The sequence below is a fragment of the Melioribacter sulfuriphilus genome, assembly GCF_052656625.1.
The window spans coordinates 115275-134204 of record NZ_JBQXXK010000002.1 but is presented as its reverse complement, the minus strand read 5'-3'; the positions used below and the strand labels follow the sequence as shown (position 1 = coordinate 134204).

At 38.7% G+C, this 18930-nt stretch carries 15 protein-coding genes and 1 other RNA gene; 12 read left to right on the top strand and 4 right to left on the bottom strand.

The window, feature by feature from the left end:
• The first annotated feature begins 260 nt into the window (after positions 1–260).
• The 5 genes from ACUN8G_RS02530 (at position 261) to ACUN8G_RS02510 (ending at position 9065) form a co-directional block, all read left to right on the top strand.
• Positions 261–1223, top strand: coding sequence for an ROK family protein (locus tag ACUN8G_RS02530; RefSeq protein WP_437345545.1), 963 nt, complete (start codon positions 261–263; stop codon positions 1221–1223).
• 138 nt (positions 1224–1361) lie between these two features.
• Positions 1362–3572, top strand: a complete 2211-nt coding sequence (locus ACUN8G_RS02525; protein ID WP_437345544.1) for a glycoside hydrolase family 3 N-terminal domain-containing protein — start codon at positions 1362–1364, stop codon at positions 3570–3572.
• Between the two features lie 14 nt (positions 3573–3586).
• Positions 3587–4612, top strand: coding sequence for a glycoside hydrolase family 5 protein (locus ACUN8G_RS02520; RefSeq protein ID WP_437345543.1), 1026 nt, complete (start codon positions 3587–3589; stop codon positions 4610–4612).
• 11 nt (positions 4613–4623) lie between these two features.
• Positions 4624–7566: a carbohydrate binding domain-containing protein gene (locus ACUN8G_RS02515; protein WP_437345542.1), complete on the top strand. Its 2943-nt coding sequence runs from the start codon at positions 4624–4626 to the stop codon at positions 7564–7566.
• A gap of 275 nt (positions 7567–7841) precedes the next feature.
• Positions 7842–9065, top strand: coding sequence for a radical SAM protein (locus tag ACUN8G_RS02510; protein WP_437345541.1), 1224 nt, complete (start codon positions 7842–7844; stop codon positions 9063–9065).
• Here the strand turns inward: ACUN8G_RS02510 and ACUN8G_RS02505 are convergent.
• On the bottom strand, positions 9043–9762 hold the full coding sequence (locus ACUN8G_RS02505) for a hypothetical protein (RefSeq protein ID WP_437345540.1): 720 nt from the start codon (positions 9760–9762) through the stop codon (positions 9043–9045). The two genes, ACUN8G_RS02510 and ACUN8G_RS02505, sit on opposite strands and share 23 nt — an antisense overlap.
• Before the next feature lie 243 nt (positions 9763–10005).
• Between ACUN8G_RS02505 and ACUN8G_RS02500 the strand changes: the two genes are divergently transcribed.
• The 6 genes from ACUN8G_RS02500 (at position 10006) to ruvA (ending at position 15303) form a co-directional block, all read left to right on the top strand.
• On the top strand, positions 10006–11145 hold the full coding sequence (locus ACUN8G_RS02500; protein ID WP_437345539.1) for an AI-2E family transporter: 1140 nt from the start codon (positions 10006–10008) through the stop codon (positions 11143–11145).
• Positions 11146–11287: 142 nt separating this feature from the next.
• Positions 11288–11701, top strand: an RNA gene (rnpB, locus tag ACUN8G_RS02495) — RNase P RNA component class A.
• 20 nt (positions 11702–11721) lie between these two features.
• The gene (gene recJ, locus ACUN8G_RS02490) at positions 11722–13446 is read left to right on the top strand and encodes a single-stranded-DNA-specific exonuclease RecJ (protein ID WP_437345538.1); all 1725 of its coding nucleotides are present in this window, start codon (positions 11722–11724) and stop codon (positions 13444–13446) included.
• A 3-nt stretch (positions 13447–13449) separates the two neighbouring features.
• Positions 13450–14178, top strand: a complete 729-nt coding sequence (locus ACUN8G_RS02485; RefSeq protein ID WP_437345537.1) for a YebC/PmpR family DNA-binding transcriptional regulator — start codon at positions 13450–13452, stop codon at positions 14176–14178.
• A 4-nt stretch (positions 14179–14182) separates the two neighbouring features.
• Positions 14183–14725 (top strand): crossover junction endodeoxyribonuclease RuvC, encoded by a 543-nt coding sequence (gene ruvC, locus ACUN8G_RS02480; protein ID WP_437345536.1) that lies wholly within the window; start codon positions 14183–14185, stop codon positions 14723–14725.
• Positions 14722–15303 (top strand): Holliday junction branch migration protein RuvA, encoded by a 582-nt coding sequence (ruvA, locus tag ACUN8G_RS02475; RefSeq protein WP_437345535.1) that lies wholly within the window; start codon positions 14722–14724, stop codon positions 15301–15303. The genes ruvC and ruvA overlap by 4 nt, the downstream gene beginning before the upstream one ends.
• 8 nt (positions 15304–15311) lie before the next feature.
• Here ruvA and ACUN8G_RS02470 read toward each other — a convergent pair whose 3' ends face one another.
• From ACUN8G_RS02470 to ACUN8G_RS02460, 3 genes are read right to left on the bottom strand one after another with little or no spacing between them, the layout of a single operon-like run.
• Positions 15312–15563, bottom strand: coding sequence for a zf-HC2 domain-containing protein (locus ACUN8G_RS02470; protein ID WP_437345534.1), 252 nt, complete (start codon positions 15561–15563; stop codon positions 15312–15314).
• On the bottom strand, positions 15550–16119 hold the full coding sequence (locus ACUN8G_RS02465; protein ID WP_437345533.1) for an RNA polymerase sigma factor: 570 nt from the start codon (positions 16117–16119) through the stop codon (positions 15550–15552). Before ACUN8G_RS02465 ends, ACUN8G_RS02470 begins: the two co-directional genes overlap by 14 nt.
• 14 nt (positions 16120–16133) lie before the next feature.
• Positions 16134–16766 carry a DNA-3-methyladenine glycosylase family protein gene (locus ACUN8G_RS02460; RefSeq protein ID WP_437345532.1) on the bottom strand — a complete coding sequence of 211 codons (633 nt, stop codon included), beginning with the start codon at positions 16764–16766 and terminating at the stop codon, positions 16134–16136.
• Between the two features lie 17 nt (positions 16767–16783).
• On the opposite strand from ACUN8G_RS02460, the gene ACUN8G_RS02455 reads away from it, so the two are divergent.
• A complete protein-coding gene (locus ACUN8G_RS02455) occupies positions 16784–18928 on the top strand; it encodes an ATP-binding protein (protein WP_437345531.1) in 2145 nt (714 codons plus the stop codon).
• The last annotated feature ends 2 nt before the right edge of the window (positions 18929–18930 follow it).

The following is an 18930-nucleotide window of genomic DNA, read 5'->3' as shown; positions in this document are numbered from 1 at the left end:
TGTAGCAGTAATTATTCATCTATTTTAATCTCACTCCAATTCAAAAGCCTTTCTTTCGGCTGTCCTCGAATAGCAGAACTTATCGTGCAATCCTTAGGTCTGCTAATAAATTTATTAAATTAATAATCGTTTATATTATTTTAATAACCTGTCATCCATTTTTAACTAAAAAATGATGTTTTCTATATCTTGCTTAAGGCATAAAATTTGTATTATAAATTAGTTTATCATTTTTTTCGGAGAACAGGAGAAATATTAAAATGAACAAAATTCAGTTGGTTATGGGAATCGATGTTGGGGGAACAAATACAGCATTTGGATTTGTCGATCGAAAAGGAAAGTTAATTTATGACGCTTCACTTCCCACTAAAGCAGATTTAGATGCGCGGCAATTGTTTGAAAGGATATTTAAGGCTGCCGATAAGTCATTTAAGAAATTTGAAAAAAACTATGAGCTCGTTGGTATCGGGATTGGTGCTCCGAATGCAAATTATTACAAAGGGACAGTGGAAATGCCGCCCAATTTAAATTGGGGTAATGTAAATGTTGTAAAATTGATTAAAGAGTTCTCAGATTTACCGGTGGTTATTACAAATGACGCAAATGCAGCTGCTCTTGGCGAAATGATCTTCGGTGCGGCTAAAGGAATGAAAAATTTTGTCGTCATTACACTTGGCACTGGACTCGGAAGCGGAATAGTCGTCGATGGAAAATTAGTTTATGGCAACGACGGCTTTGCAGGTGAACTCGGACATACTACTTACGACCCGAATGGCAGATTGTGCGGATGTGGCAGACTTGGATGCCTCGAAACCTATGCTTCGGCAACGGGCATAAAAAGGACACTTCTGGAATTAATGGCTAAATATCCATATCCCAGCACATTGAGAAAATTAAATTGTGAAAAGTTATCGGCAAAAGATATCTATAATGCCGCTCTAAAAGGAGATAAACTGGCTCTTGAAGCTTTTGATTTTACAGCAAAAGTACTCGGTTTTAAACTTGTAGACACTGTCGTTCATTTAAGTCCCGAAGCTATCATACTCTACGGAGGCCTGGCTCTTGCCGGTGATTTGCTAATTAAGCCGACGAAAAAGTATATGGAAAAACATATGCTCAATATCTTCAAGAATAAGGTTAAAATTATACCTTCAGCACTACCCGGAAAAGGAGCCGGAATTATGGGAGCCGCAGCTTTAATATGGAACGAAATGGAAAAATAAGAAATGATATCTTAGGGATATCCTTTATATTCAAAACTTCATAAAATTGTGTGCAGAAAAGTAAACTATCTTGAGCATTATTTTTTTGTTTTATTTGTAAGGTCTTAATTATCTCAGAAAATCTATAGGATAACAGTCATGAAAAAATATTTTCTTTTATTTTTTATAGGGTCACTTCTATACGCACAAAGTAAAACTCTCGAACAAAAAGTCGATTCGGTGCTTGCATTGATGACGCTCGATGAAAAGGTTGGTCAATTAGTTCAATACAGTGCGGGATGGGACACAGGCACAGAAACAAGGAAACCGAAAGAGGGACACGAAGAACTGGTAAGACAGGGAAAAATTGGTTCGTTTTTGAATATAGTAGGTGCTGAACAAACCAGGCAACTTCAAAAAATAGCTGTAGAAGAAAGTAGACTGAAAATTCCTTTAATTTTTGGCCTTGATGTTATACACGGTTATAAAACCACTTTTCCGATACCGCTTGCCGAGGCATGTAGCTGGAATCCTGAATTAGTCGAGTTTTCGGCACGTATGCAGGCAATTGAAACTTCGGCTGCAGGCGTTCACTGGACATTCAGTCCAATGGTCGATATAGCCAGAGATCCGAGATGGGGAAGAATTATGGAAGGGAGCGGTGAAGACCCGTATCTCGGTTCAGTAATGGCTGCCGCACGTGTTAAAGGATATCAAGGGAAAAATTTAAATGATGAAAATACTATACTCGCTTGCGCCAAGCATTTCGCTGCATACGGAGCTGTTGAAGGAGGAAAAGACTATAATACTGTGGACATTTCAGAGCGTACATTGAGAGAAATTTATCTTCCACCTTTCAAAGCTGCAGTCGATGCAGGCGTCGGTTCTTTGATGTCAGCATTCAATGAAATTGGCGGCGTTCCATCTTCTGCAAACAAATTATTGTTGACTCAAATACTGAGGAACGAATGGCAGTCGGATGCATTTGTATTAACCGATTGGAATACAATTGGTGAATTTCTTATTCATGGAATTGCTAACGATTTGAAAGAAGCAACAAAAATTGCAATTGAAGCTTCGATCGATATGGATATGGAAAGTAACGGATACCACAATTATCTTGCCGAACTTGTGAAAGAGGGGAAAGTCGATATTAAATATATTGATGATGCTGTAAGAAGGATCCTGAAAGCTAAGTTCAAACTTGGTTTGTTTGACGATCCATACAAATATTGCAATTCCGAACGCGAAGCCAGAGTTACACTGAGCGAAGACTTACGAAGGGCGTCAAAGCAAGTGGCACTTGAGTCGGTTGTATTACTCAAGAACGAGAACAATTTGCTTCCTTTGAATAAGAATATCAAATCGATAGCATTAATTGGCGAATTAGCAGCCTCAAAAGACGACCCGCTTGGACCTTGGGCACAGCAAGGAACTCCAGAAACTGTCGTATCGATTCTCGAAGGATTAAAAAATAAAGTCGGCGACAGAATTAAAATAAATTATGCAGAAGGATGCAAAGTACGCAGTAACGATAAATCTGGATTTAAAGAAGCTATCGATGCCGTTAATCGATCTGATGTGGCAATAGTTGTAATTGGAGAAACACGCGACATGAGCGGTGAAGCACATTCGAAAGCCATGCTCGATTTACCCGGCGTTCAGGAAGAATTGATTAAAGAAATTAAAAAGACCGGTAAGCCTGTGGTAGCAATTTTAATGAACGGCAGACCTTTGACAATTAACTGGATATCTGAAAATATTCCTGCGATTATTGAATCGTGGTATCTCGGTTGCGAACATGGCAGCGTCATTGCTGATATACTTTTTGGCGATTATGTTCCGTGTGGAAAACTCACAGTCACGTTCCCGAAAGGAGTTGGTCAAATTCCACTCTACTACAACCATAAAAACACTGGCCGCCCATACAATCCCGAAAATCCACGCTTTACTTCATATTATATCGACTTCAGTTTAGAACCTCTTTACCCATTCGGTTATGGCCTCAGTTATACCACTTTCGAGTATTCTAATTTAAAATTGAAAACCGACAAAGTTAAAAGTGACGATTCTGTTAAGTTCAGTGTCGATGTAACTAACACTGGCAAATATGAAGCAAAGGAAATTGTTCAGGTTTATATAAGGGACTTAGTTGCAAGTGTTACACGTCCTGTGAAAGAATTGAAAGATTTCAAGAAAATTAGTTTGAAGCCAGGAGAAACAAAAACTGTTGAATTCGAACTGCCCGTTGACCGCTTGAAATTTTTTGATGTAAATATGAATTATCTGCTTGAGCCAGGTAAATTCAAACTTATGGTAGGGCCTAATTCGAAAGACCTGCTGGAAACAGAATTTGAACTGATTAATTAAAATTAAGAGGGATAATGTCCATTAAAAATATTATTCTTATAATAATTACTTCATTTTCCTTACTCAATTGTGGAGATGAAAATTCGGCGGTTACTAATCCTGAAGAAAATTTCACTCCCAAAACAATTGTTGAATTAATTGGACCTTTGAAAGTAGACGGAAATAAAATTGTCGGCAAAGCTGATACAACGGTTGTACTGAGAGGTATGAGTTTGTTCTGGAGTCAATGGGGTGGGAAATATTATAATGAAGAATGTATTAAATGGCTGCGAGATGACTGGAAGTGTACTGTTGTAAGAGCTTCAATTGGAATCGAAAGTGGTGGATATCTTTCCAATCCCGAAACTGAAATGCAGAAGGCTGAAACAATTATAAATGCGGCTATTAATCTCGGTATTTATGTAATTGTCGACTGGCACGACCATCACGCCGAAAACCACCTCAAAGAAGCTAAAGAGTTCTTCAAATTGCTTGCACAGAAGTATGGTGACAGGCCTAACCTAATATATGAAATTTATAACGAACCGATGCAAGTTTCGTGGAGCAAAACAATTAAGCCGTATGCAGTTGAAGTTATAAAAACAATTAGAGAATACGACCCTGATAATTTAATTGTAGTGGGAAATTCCACGTGGTCGCAGGATGTGGATATTGCCGCAAAAGATCCGATTGATGATATCAACGTTGCCTATTCACTCCATTTTTATTCCAGCACTCACAAACAACCTAACAGAACGAAAGCTTCAAGCGCACTTGCAAAGGGGGTCGCTTTGTTTGTAACTGAATACGGACTGAGCGAGGCAAGTGGCGACGGAAATATCGACATGAACGAAGCAAATCTCTGGTTCGACTTTATGGAAAAAAATAAATTGAGTAATTGTAATTGGTCGATAATGGATAAGAATGAGAGCTCGGCTGCGTTAGTACCTGGAGCTGCAGCTACGGGTGGATGGAGTGAATCGAATCTCACATTGTCCGGTAAAACTATCAGAAATTACATCCGTACAAAAAATTCTTACTTATTTGAATTAATTAAGTAAACAGAGCATTTATGAAATTATTAAAGCAATTACTTGTTGTTTTATTACTTCCTTTAACATCTCTCATTGCACAGAACTTCACTGGTGGATTTAATTTTTATCTTCCCTCAGAAGATACAGTGTCAGTAAATTTTCTACCAAAATTTCCAGTGAAAGAAATAAAGGATTTTATCACAATAGACGACGAAGGCCATTTTAGTCTTAACGGAGAACGAGTACGATTCTGGGGTACAAATTTAGGAGCCGACGCTGCATTCCCTCCTCAGGATAAATGTGAATTACTTGCCGGCAGAATGCGCAAATTTGGCATTAATCTCGTTCGACTTCATCACTTAGACAATCCATGGTCTGAGCGCAGTCTGTTGGGTAAAACTTCGACGCGAGAACTTAATTCGCATTATCTCGATATTCTCGAAAATCTGATTGACAAATTGAAACGCAACGGAATTTATATTAATATGAACCTCCATGTGTCGCGTACATTCAGAATTAACGACAATGTGCCGTCATACGATTCGTTACCAGAATTTGGAAAGGGAGTAAATTTTTTCGACCCATACATTAAAAGTCTGCATAAAGAATATGCACACCAGCTACTTACGCATGTAAATCCTTATACTGGTCTACCTTTGAAGGACGACCCCGTAATGGCAATGCTCGAAATTACTAACGAAAATTCTCTCTATCGATTCTGGCGCGAGGACAATCTCAAACCAATTTCCGAGGGCGGGGAATTGCCTTATAGATATTCGAAAATGCTCGACAGTTTGTGGATCGACTTTCTTCGAGAAAAATATAAAAACGACGAAGCATTAAAAAATGCCTGGAACAGTAACACAAAAGAAACAGGTATCGACGAACAAATTGATGATGGAAGTTTCGAATCCGGTTCGAAAGGAAGGTGGCAGCTGGAGCAACATTCAGGAGCATCTGCATTTTTTTCAATCGATTCGAACGTATCGTTCAATGGCAGTAAAAGTGCCAAGGTGGAAGTAACAAAATCGTCCGATCAGAACTGGCATATTCAATTTAAATTTCCTTACGCGACTATTAAAAAAGATTCTACGTATACAATCAACTTTGCTGCTATGTCAAGTTCGCCGACACAAATAAGTGTAAGTGTAATGAACGATAGTTCCCCATATACCTATTATTCGGGTATAACTCTTAATTTGAATTCAGATTGGCAGGAGTTTTCCTTCAGCTTCAGGGCGCCGGAGGATAATAATGGACATACACGCCTTTCATTCAATTTAGGTCTGGAAATCAATACCTACTGGTTCGACAATATCAGATTTAGATCTGCCGGGCTTGAAGGATTGCGCGAGGGAGAATCACTTGCTTCAGGAAATGTAAGAAGGATCGACTATAGTAAAGCAGTTCAATTTTCTTCACAACGTATTAAAGATATGTCGGAATTTTATATCTCTCTGGAACGTCAATATTTTAAAGAAATGATAGCATATCTAAAAGATACATTAGGCGTTAAAGTTCCGATTTTAACTACTAACTGGAATACAGGTACGGCAGATTTAGCCGCAATGTCCGATGGTAATTATGTCGATAATCATGCCTACTGGGATCATCCACAATTTCCCAACGAGCCCTGGTCGTCGACCGACTGGTTGATAAATAATACACCAATGGTAAAAGATATTAACGGCGGGATAATTCCTGCATTGTTTGCGGGAGTGCCAATCAAAGGGAAACCTTTTACAGTAAGCGAATACAACCACGCTTTTCCAAATCGATACCAGGTCGAATCGGTTCTCTTTTCTACCGGCTATGCATCATTCAATGACGCAGATGGATTTATGTATTTTGCATACGACGAGGCTTACGACTGGGGTATCGATAGAATTAACAATTTTTTTGCCATCAACCGTAATTCGGTTTTAATGTCGTTCTTTCCAACGATTGCTCATGTATTCAGGAATGAACTAGTTAAACCGTCTTCAAATCCGATATATCTTTCTTACACTGCCGACACTATTTATAGTATGCCATCCAAAGACGCTGCAGGGTGGACTGGCCCTACTTATTTCGATAGAAAGCTTGCATTGAAACATTCGATCAAAACAGAAACATATTTTGGCGACCATACAACAGATTTTGAAACACTTGAGCAATCTCCTTCAAATCCATACAAAACTGATACGGGCGAAATTGAGTGGGATGCTAATAAAGGAATATTCGTCATTCTAACTGAAAGATTCATCGGTCTGGGTGGCTATCTTTCTCAATTAAAGAACGTTGAAGGAAGTGCTATAAAAGTGAAACAATCAGGGTCGGGAAATGATTTCGGTGTTATTACCTGGCTATCGTTAAACGATGACTCGCTTCTACATTCGAGAAAATCGCTTATTACCATTGCATCAAAAATACAAAACAGCGGCATGGTCTGGTATAACAATAACACCACTTTGAAAAACAACTGGGGTAATAGTACGACCGAAATTCAACCACTCGATATTTATTTAGAATTAACACTTCATGCCGATTCAATAAAAATAATTCCGCTTAATAACAAAGGGGAGGAAGACCACTCGAAAGCTTTCATTGTGAAGCCAAATTCGTCGAATTGTTTTATCGTTAACCTTAATCAATCGACGTACAAAACTCTCTGGTACGGAGTGGAAGCTTACGGCGAAGGTGTCCCTACTTCTATAGAAGAGGGAGTTTTTAAATCATACGGTTACAAATTGATGCAAAATTATCCAAATCCTTTTAATCCTTCCACTCAAATTGAATACACAGTTGGACGAGAAAGTTTTGTGTCGCTGAAAGTTTATGACGTGCTCGGCAGGGAAGTAAAAACTCTGGCACATCGACATCATAAACCAGGAGATTATTCTGTTTTTTTCGACGCCGCCGATCTCTCTGCGGGTATTTATTTCTACCGACTTATTTCGGATAATACGGAATTAACGAGGGCAATGCTGTTGGTGAAATAAATTATTTTATTGTTAACAGGCATTTAGCCACCTTGATTCGAATAGAAATATATTATATGTTTGATATGGGTAAGGAAGTCTAAAAATTTAAAACGGGCTGTTAAATTCAGTAATTTTTTTATTAAAACTGCAATTGGAATTCAATTCTTAAAGAGGAAAGCTTCAGTAAGCAAATTGTAATTTGTTTGTTTTATCAATTGCAAACTTAATACACTTGACATCACTATTATCCTGATTCCGTTTAAGTTTTCTAAATAAAAAATGCGAGGGTCAAAATGAACGGTCAGGTAGTTAATCACAGGGAATTATACCGACTTCCATGGAATCTGGCAGACAATGCAATTTCGTGGCTCGAACCGACGGCAATGTGTAATCTTGCATGCGACGGTTGCTACCGTGCAAATGAAAAAAATTCTCATAAACCATTCGACGAAATCAAACATGAACTTGACGTATTTCAATCGAAAAGAAATTCGGACTGTATTTCGATTGCTGGAGGCGATCCACTGCTACATCCTCAAATTGTAGAAATAGTTGCCGAAATTAAGAGGCGAGGTTTTAAACCCATACTCAACACAAACGGAGTGGCGCTCAATAAAACATTATTGAAGGATTTGAAAAAAGCTGGAGTTTTTGGATTTACTTTTCACGTGGATAGTAAACAAGGCAGAGGAGGCAAATGGAAGGGCAAAAATGAAATCGAGCTAAATGAATTGAGATATGAATATGCTCGTATGCTTGCTAATGAAGGAGGCATTGCCTGTTCGTTCAATTCGACAGTTTATGAAGATACTCTCCATTATTTACCCCAATTGATTAAATGGGCAGAGGAAAATATCGATATAGTTCATACGATGGTTTTCATCGCATTCCGTCATGTGGTGCCTAATTTACCGTTTGATTGGTATGCAGGTGGACAAAAAATCGACTGGAAGACAATTGCATATCATTCTGATAACGTAAGAAAAATTGATATCCTTTCGACTGATATGGTGGCCGAGGCGCGTAAAATTTACCCGGATTTCAAGCCTGCTGCTTTTCTCAATGGCACGGAAAAAGTTGATTCTTTCAAATGGCTATTGACAGAGCGCTTTGGTTCGAAAGGAAAAATTTACGGTTATGGCGGTGCTAAGTTTATCGAAATGATTATGACTTTCCATCATCTGTTGAAAGGGAAATATCTTTCGTATGCATCTCCAACTCTGGCATCGATGGGGCGCTCTACCATGCTGCTCAGCTTCCTGTTCGACAAAGGGGTTCGAAAGGCATTTGCAAATTATCTTAAAAATCCGTTAAATGTTTTCAGAAAAGTTCACATGCAGACAATCCTTTTTATCCAGCCCGTGGATTTTATGCAGGATGGACGCCAGAGTATGTGCGACGGCTGCCCGGATATTACAGTATGGAACGGCGACCTGGTCTGGTCGTGCCGCCTTGAAGAACAAAAGCAGTTCGGAATTTTCCTCCGATCTGTACCTAAGCGGCCAGAAAACGAATAAACTTCCGTTTAGCAACGGGCAGTACTGTTTCGTTGAAGGGGAAATCCACGTCCGTGTCAATGTTGTATGTTGCCGGATTTGGCAAATCGGGATATTTCTTAATTAATTCCAGTTTTATTGCCTCCGGCGGTACAACTGCAGTCTCTTCTTTGAACACTTCAACGAAATTTGTTTTTAGCGACTGGAACGGAACGCTGGAATTGACAACTTTTGTCACCGAAAATTTATAGATGTAGAGCATTCGTTCCAGATTGTCTCTTACAAAAAAATAACCTTCATCCTTATAAATCGGGAGCAAACCGATTTCTTTAATCTCGATATTGCTTTCTACAAAATCGTAAATTGCAACTCCTTCTTCCAGAGTTTCTTTAATCTTCGGCAGAGCCCATTCAATAAATGAAAAGACGCGCGATATCTTTTCCTCGCTCAGTGTCTCTTCGGTGTATTCGTAAATCAATTGTTGATTTTCCAGATCTATCCCCGTTATTTTTTTCGAACGGAGTTTGTTAAATTCTTCTTTGCTATTAATTAACTGACGAAGCTGGTTGCTAACATCAACAATTTCACCGAAGAATGGATAGAGACGATATTTATGAAATTCCTCTTTGTAATTTTTCAGAGCTGCCAGCAATTTATATTCGGCCAATTCTGCATCGTCTGCAGAGGTAATAAAGATGTTTAAGTTCAGCTGTTCCATAGAACCTCCGAGCGTATTAAATTATTTCCTAACTAATTATCGTAAGATATGTTTTTGGGATTAGCGAATTTTCATAAGGGTAACAATTTTTCTCAATATAAACTCATATTTATATATAACGATAATAAATTTATTTTATTTTGTCAGTGTAAAAATTTGTCATAAAATTATTTGTTGTGCGGCCACACATCACTCTTACTTAGAAAAGAATTCATTATATTGTAATAGTTGATAAGGGCAGATATGAAGAAAAAAAACATCGATCCGGCAATTACCTTTTTTATATCGGTAATAGGTCTTGTAATAATTTTTATGGTGTTAAAAGAATTACGACACATCTTTATTCCGTTCGTTATTTCATATTTTCTTTATTTCGTATTTGAACCGATAAACAATTACCTAAAACAAAAGAAAATACCTCTCCCATTTACAATCTTGTTTAATATAATAATTACAATATCGTTATTTGGCGGTGTGGTTCAGATAATTGTAGGGCGGTTTGTAAGTTTTGGAGAAGCTTTGCCCAGATATCAGGAAAAGATAATCCGTTTGTTTCAGGAAGGAATGCATTCCATTGGAATGAACGATATGATGATGCACGAACTTCTTAAAACAATTGAAAATATTGATTACGGTTCAATAGTGGGCGGATTGTTCACGTCAACTCTCGATATTTTTGTGAGTCTTTTTCTGATTCTCTTCTTTTTCATTTTTATCAGCAGCGGTCACGAAAAAATATTCGAAGCAATCAGAATCCGGTATGTCGAAAAGAATGTCCAGACGACTGTGAAAAAACTGAAAAAGGAATTGAAAGAAAAAAGTCTTAAAGAAGGATTGTATGAAAAATCGATTGACGACCAGCTTGCTACTATGACCATACAAAGGGAAATGAAATTGAAGAAAACATTTAAAGATATTACGAATCAAGTACAGAAGTACATCATTACAAAATTTCTTATCAGTTTTACGCTCGGCATTTTAATAGGATTAGTACTATGGCTATATGGAGTTGAATTTTATATCGTGTGGGCTACGCTTTCTTTTTTGCTGAATTTTATTCCTAATATTGGTTCGATAATAGCAGTAATTTTACCTGCATTGATGACTTTGATACAATTTGAATCATTCGGGTACACAATACTTGTAACAGCAACATTAATTCTCGTACAAAACATACTTGGAAACATAGTCGAACCAATGGTTTTTGGCGATCGTTTGGGTTTGAACCCGCTGGTGATATTGATTTCTCTAATGCTCTGGGGCTATATCTGGGGAATAGTAGGGATGTTTTTATCTGTGCCGTTAACAGCCGTCATAAAGATCATCATATCGAATTCAAATTCCAAGAATATGCGTTTTCTTGCCAATTTGATGAGCAATTAGATAGTCGCTCGCAGAAACTTTTACCATAGTTTGATGTTATTATAAGCCCGAATTTTAGTAGTGCGGAGTGGGATTAAATTTATTATATTTGTCTCAATTGAAAAAGTAATGTATAAATAATAAGAGCAGAAGAAGAGCAGATGAATCGTGTTGGGCAGTTGCCCCGATATGTAAGGGGAGGAAAGTCCGAACTCCGCAGAACAAGGTGCCGGGTAACGCCCGGGATTCCGATTAAATCGGAAGACGGATAGTGCCACAGAAAACAGACCGCCCTGACTTTAGTTGGGGTAAGGGTGAAAAGGTGAGGTAAGAGCTCACCGCTTCGGCAGTAATGTCGGAGGTCCCGTTACGGGATCCTGCCATTGGCAGGACAAGGTAAACCCCACCTGGAGCAAGGTCAAGCAGAAGGTCTTCCCTTTTATAAGGGAAAAAGGTTGTTCGCCTTTAGTACCTTCGGGTAGACCGCTGGAACTCGGTAGTAATACCGGGTCAAGATAAATAACTGCCGTCCGCCTCTGGCGGATTACAGAATTCGGCTTACAGACACGATTCATCTGTTCCCTCTTCTGAAATAATATGAAATCTAAACGCTGGAAACTAAAAGATTTACCAGATGAAAAATCAATTCTATCGTTGGCAGACAGTCTCAATATTTCAAAAGCTTTAGCCATCCTCCTGATTCAAAGAGGAATTACCAATTTTTTCGAAGCTAAGACGTATTTCCGTCCATCGCTCGAGGCTCTTCACGATCCCTTTATGATGGATGGCATGCAGCAAGCCACACAAAGGGTTATCGAGGCAATTACAAGCAACCAAAAAATTTGTGTCTATGGCGACTACGATGTCGATGGCACCTGTTCGGCAGCCCTTATGTATCTTTTCCTGAAGGAACTGGGTGCCAATGTGATGACCTACATTCCCAATAGACTTACTGAAGGCTATGGAATATCGAATCAAAGTATCGATTATTTAAACGAGCAGGGCATTAATCTGATTATCTCAGTCGATTGTGGCATTACGGCAGTTGAGGAAATTCAACACGCCAAATCTCATAAAATTGACGTCATTGTTTGCGACCACCATCAACCTAAAGAACAATTGCCCGATGCTTATGCAGTGCTGGACCCCCTGAAACCAACAGATACATATCCCTTCAAAAGTCTTTCTGGTGCAGGTGTGGCTTTTAAACTGGCTACTGCGATCGGCGACAGAATTGGCAAGAAGGAAATGGCCTATAAATATCTCGATCTGGTGGCGCTCGCCAGTGCTGCTGATATTGTCCCACTCGTAGATGAAAATAGAATACTTGTTCGGGAAGGTCTCGAAATAATCAATAAAAATCCAAGGCCAGGCATCGAAGCTCTGATCCGTTCGGCAAGAATGGAGCCTGGAAATTTATCCGCAGGACAAATTGTATTTACAATTGCTCCCAGGATCAATGCGGTTGGTAGACTCGGTGATGCACATCGAGCTGTTGAATTATTTACTACGAACGATCCTCAAAAAGCAATTCAACTGGCAAAAATACTCGAAGAAGAAAATTCAAAAAGAAGAGAAATCGACGAAGCCACATTCAGCCATGCTGTCAGCATTGTTGAAAAAGAGATCGACCTGAATACTAATATGGGGATAGTATTGCACGACCCTGAATGGCATCCAGGTGTAATTGGAATAGTGGCTTCACGGCTTGTCGAAAAATTCTACCGCCCTGCAGTAATGCTTACTACTGTTGATGGTATTGCAAAGGGTTCTGCGCGGAGCATCCCTGGATTCAATATTTACGAGGCACTCCAGAGCTGTGAAGATTTACTACTTCAATTTGGTGGTCACGAAGCGGCCGCAGGACTGGCGGTTGCAATCGATAAACTTGACGAGTTCAAAAAACGCTTTAACGATATTCTCTGCAAGTCGATGAACGAAGAAGATATCTATCCAGAAATTACGATCGATTTAAAACTTTCGTTTTCAGAGATATCGCCTAAATTTTTGCGTATACTCCGACAATTCGCTCCTTTCGGTCCGGGTAATATGCGACCGGTTTTTTTGAGTGATAACGTCAAACTTGTTTACCCTCCCAAAATTGTTGGAATGAATCACCTTGTAACGTCTTTCAAACAAAATGGCAACGACAAGGTCTTCGACGCAATCGGATTCAACCTCGGTTACTATGCAGAACATATTGATAAAGACCGAGATTTAGTAGATATTGTATATACGATTGAAACAATTAATAAAGATGGCAAAGAATATCCACAAATACGCGTAAAGGATTTAAAGATCAAAAATAATATAAAGGAGTAATTTATGTCCGGACATTCAAAATGGGCTACCATTAAAAGGAAAAAAGCCGCATTAGATGCTAAGAGAGGTAAATTATTTACTAAACTGATTAAAGAAATTACGATAGCAGCGCGTCAGGGCGGAGGTGACCCGGAGGGAAATCCGCGACTCAGACTGGCAATCGACAATGCAAAATCAGCTAATATGCCCGCCGAAAATATAGAACGAGCAATTAAAAAAGCCACCGGCGAACTCGAAGGAGCAGCTTACCATGAGGTCGTTTATGAAGGTTACGGTCCAGGCGGCATTGCAATTTTAGTTGAAGCCGCAACTGATAATAAAAACAGAACCGTTGCCGAAGTTCGACATCTCTTTTCGAGAAACGGTGGTAGCCTCGGCGAATCGAATTCCGTCGCATGGATGTTCGAAAGAAAAGGTATTATTACGGTTAAACGCAACAACATGTCTGAAGACGAAATGATGGAAATAATTATCGATGCTGGAGCCGATGATCTACAAACCGAAGAGGAGTTTTTCGAAGTCGTTACAACGCTCGAATCTTTTGAAGCCGTAAGACGCACCTTAGTCGAAAAAGGCTTGCCCGTTGAAAATGCATCATTACAATGGATTGCAAAAAATCAAGTTGAAGTTAAAGGTGAAGAAGCTGAAAAAGTTATGAAGTTGATTGAAGCGCTCGAGGATAACGACGACGTGCAAAACGTTTTTACAAACGCAGATTTTGTTGAAGAATAATAAAATGAGAATATTAGGTGTTGATCCCGGCACCCTTATAACGGGTTTCGGGATCATCGATTTTAAAGACAATGAAATTTCATACATCTCTTCGGGTATTATACGTATTCCTGCGGTAGACAACTTTGCACTGAGACTCAAAAAAATACACGACGATCTAACGGCAGTTATTAAAAAATATAAGCCTGACGAATTTGCACTCGAAACAGCTTTTTACGGCAAAAATGTTCAGTCAGCCCTTAAAATCGGTTATGCCAGAGGTGTATCGTTATTGACTGCAGCACAGAATAATTTGATTGTTCGGGAATATTCGCCGAGAGAAATCAAAAAAGCAATCTGCGGAAAAGGCTCTTCGTCCAAACAACAAATTCAATTTATGATTTCAAAAATCTGCGGCATCAAAACTGATAATTTGAAATTCGACGAAACCGATGCACTGGCTGTTGCTGTGTGCCATGCATTTAAATACAAATCGATTGCTTCAAAATCCAAAAGCCGCAACTGGAAAGAATATATCGAAAAAAATCCAGACAGGGTAATATTATGATTGGATATTTAAGGGGTAAAATTATTTCTATCAAACCGACTAAATTAATTCTTGATGTAAATGGAGTTGGTTACACATTGAATATCTCAATTGCTACATACGAAAAAGTCAACACCAGAGAAGAAGCCGAATTGTATACATATCTTGTCGTTAAAGATGACGCACTCAACTTATACGGTTTTTACGGTGAAGAAGAGAAAGAGATGTTCGAATTACTTATCGGTGTGAGCGGAGTTGGACCAAAAACAGCTCTCGGTATTTTATCCGGTATTAGTGTGGACGAGATGAAAAGAGCAATTCTAACAGGTGATGTTTCGAGGATTGTATCTGCACCGGGAATTGGAAGAAAAACTGCTGAAAGATTAATTTTAGAATTGAAAGACAAAATAAAATCTGCTGGTGAAATCGAGCAAGCTGTCGATTTGCAACAAATTGCTGGTGATGCGATTGCGGCATTGGTTAACCTGGGCTACAATCAAAAAACAGCTGAAAAATCTGTAAAGGCTGCTCTGGATAAAAATCCTTCGATGGCACTCGAAGATTTGATTAAAGAAGCACTGAGCGGTATTATGAGGTAAATTTACTTTTATTTTTCCTCGATGCAGTCGCTTAATCCAAGAAAGTCGATCAGTCGATTGTGAGCATCTTTGGGTAAGTCCACGTTATATTTTTTGTAAAACTGAATTGTCAACTCGATATTCTGGAAATAGTGCTGGCAGTTCTCGCAATTTTCCAGATGAGTTTTGATCTCGATACAACGCGGAGAATCTAAATCTTCACCGAGATTATCACAAATGTGATACATCACTTCTTTGCACGATATTTTATTTGAGTTCATGTGCAAATCTCTCGTTTAATTCATTCCTTAAAAAAGCGCGTGCACGATGGAGTCTCGATTTGACAGCAGGCACTGTTAAATCGAGCAGCTTGGCTGTTTCTTCAGTCGAAAGGCCTTCGACGTCCCTGAGCATAAAAACCACTCTGTATTCGGGCGCAAGTTTTTGAATCGACTCGTCAAGGATCATTTTCAGCTCGTTGTTCTCGGTAATCCTGTCGGGTGTCACCTTCCATTCGGCAATTTCTTTTTCGTCGATGTATGACTCGTCATCGTCGAATGATGAAAATCCATACCTGTTTTCAGAACGAGCCAGCATCAAGCAGTGATTTGCAACAACTCGGTAGAGCCATGTGGATAGCTTCGACTGTCCCGAGAACTGGTTCAAGTTCTTAACCATACTTAAAAATGTTTCTTGCATTGTGTGCTCGGCTCTTTCTCGATTTCGGCACAGCTTGAACGAAAAATTATAGACTGTCTGCTCATACATTTTGACCAGTTCTGCCAGAGCTTTTCTGTCGCCTTTTTGAGCCGCCTCGATTAATTGTTGTTCATTCATCTGGTATGATGCCGTTACCTTAAAATAGTTTCAAAATTAGTGTCGAGACTTTTCCACAGATAAAGTGAAGCTATAGTGGAAAAGGGCGACCATCCATTATTTTTTGCTAATCTGACTATTTCTTCGCCAGAAGGTAAATTTTTAAAGCCGTAATTTAACATTATAGCCTTTCTAATGCCAAGATCATCGACTGGCAAGACATCCGGTCTTCCGAGTGTGAAAATTAAGAACATCTGTGCAGTCCAAACACCAATGCCTTTGACTTTTGTAAGTTCGACAATAATTTCTTCGTCGGATTTGTTCAACAATTTTTGAAGTCTGACTTCACCGTTTTTTACCTTTAAGGCCAGATCCTTAACGTATTTCACTTTTGCATTCGAAAGACCGAGGGAACGGAGTGTTTCGTCTTTTGTGAAAAGAATTAAATCTGGTGTGGGGGAATTGTCAAAATATGACAAGAATTTCCTGTTTATTGAATCTGCAGCTTTAATCGATAATTGTTGGCCAATTATTGCTCTTAAGAGAGCAATAAAGTATTTTTTGTGTGTCGGTAAATTGCAAATACCATTGTTTTTTATTAACGTTGATAGCACCTTGTCGTTTCTGCTGAGATGCAAAAGTGCTCTTTCAATTTCAAATTTTTTCATAACATCAAAGCAATTTTATGGAAAATCAATTAATAAGCAGATTAAGCAGGAATAAGTTACTTAAAAATGTCGATATATCTAAAATTGAAGCGGATAAAATAAGAGGTAAGCTTTTCACTGTCAACGAAGGCGAATCGATTTACAGGGAAGGGGAACCTGCCGACGCTGTTTATCTAATTATTTCGGGTAAAGTTAATTTGATAAAAAAGAAACTACTCGGTAAATCGAAAGCATACATTTTCGAGGAAAACGAATTCTTCGGACAGGATGAAATACTCGAAGGCACTTCGAGAACTGCAGTAGCTATTGCATTATCAGATTCATACTTGATTGCGCTTTCAAAAGAGGAAATCGATTATTTGCTTCAGATCGACGAGAATATTAAAATAAATTTGACCCAACAGCCCATAGAAAAAGTAAAAGATTCTACTTCTGAAAATGAGATTCTCGGAGGCGAAGAACATTCAAAAACGCAGGAATTTTTTAAGCCGATTGACGATAAACAATTGCCAGAAAATAAAGATTTAAGCGACCTGACTTCGATTGATTTTCCTGAAGAAAAAACCGAAAGCAAGGAGAATCAAAACCAGGTAGATGATTTCAATTTTGACCTGCTGTTAGATGAAGATGGAATTCCGAAACCAGAATCTGAGTTGCAAGATATAATTGGATCAAAAGAGGAAACAGTGAAAGAAGAACTCGACGAGGCAATTTTTGATTTGCTTGCTGGACAGGAAGAAACTGAGGAAGCCAATACAGAACACGACGAAGATAAATTTACTCCTGACTTAATAGACAATTCCATAAATGCCACTGAAGAAATCAAAGAAACAAGAGTTGAGCAAACTTTTGAAAAGCGCGATGAAAATATGCCAGAAATTACTAACGAAGAACAAAACAATTTTGAGGAGATTGTTCAGGAAAATATAAACGAGGGCGATAAGAATGAACAAAAAGAAAGTAAAAAAGAAGAGGGAAATAAAATGGATATTGCTCAACTGAAGAAAATAATCAAAGCAGCCGAGCTGGTTAACTCCACAGTTAAGATAGACGAAGTATTGAAAAATATTGTTGAAGCAGCCACAGAAATTGCCGAAGCCGACCGAGGCACACTCTATCTGATCGATAAAGAAAAAAACGAACTCTGGTCGTTGATTGCGATGGGAAAAGAAATTAAAGAGATCAGATTAAAAATCGGTGAAGGAATGGCTGGATATGTAGCAAAGACGGGAGAGGTTCTTAATATAAAAGACGTATCGAAAGATATTCGCTACAGGTCGGATTTCGACAAAGCCAGCGGATACGAAACCAGAAACGCTCTTACTTTTCCGATCAAAAACAGAGAAGGTGAAATAATCGGTGTGCTTCAATTACTCAACAGTAAACACGGCGAATTTTCAAAAGATGACGAGGAAGTTTTAAATGCTATGTCGATACACGCTGCCATTGCACTGCAAAACGCAGAAATGGTAGAACGGCTTCTTAAGGTAGAACGAGTTCAATCGCTCGGCAAAATGGCTAACTTCCTTATCCAGGATATTAAAAAGCCGATATTGGTAAGTAAACGTTATGCCGAGCATTTGAGAAATAAAGATTTATCGCAGGATAACATTCAAATTATCGATATGTTGCTCGAACAGTTAAACCACGTTGCCGATCTGGTTCAAACTACATCGAGCTATTCTGAAGGAAAATCGATTCTGCGTACAATGAATATAAGTCTTAACAAAACATTAGACGACTATGCTTCGCGTATCGGCACTTATGTAGAGTCGAGGAATTGCAGCATTAAAAATGAATTCGATAAAGATGTAACCGTAAAAATTGACGTTAAAGAATTTTATCAGTGTTATACTCATATTATTAAAAACGCATGCGATGCCATGCCCGATGGTGGCACGATCGAAGTAATTACAAAGAAAGATGAAAAAAAAGGAGTCGTTAAGATATTAATTCGTGACTACGGACTGGGCATCGCAGATAGCCTGAAAGAAAAAATATTCGAACCTTTCTTTACACAGGGTAAAAAAGAAGGTACTGGTCTTGGACTTTCGATTACCAAGCAGATAGTCGAAGCACATAACGGCAAGATAGAAGTAGAAAGTTCGCTTGGCGAAGGCACTACAGTTATTATAACCATACCGTATGTTTCCGGTATGTAGCC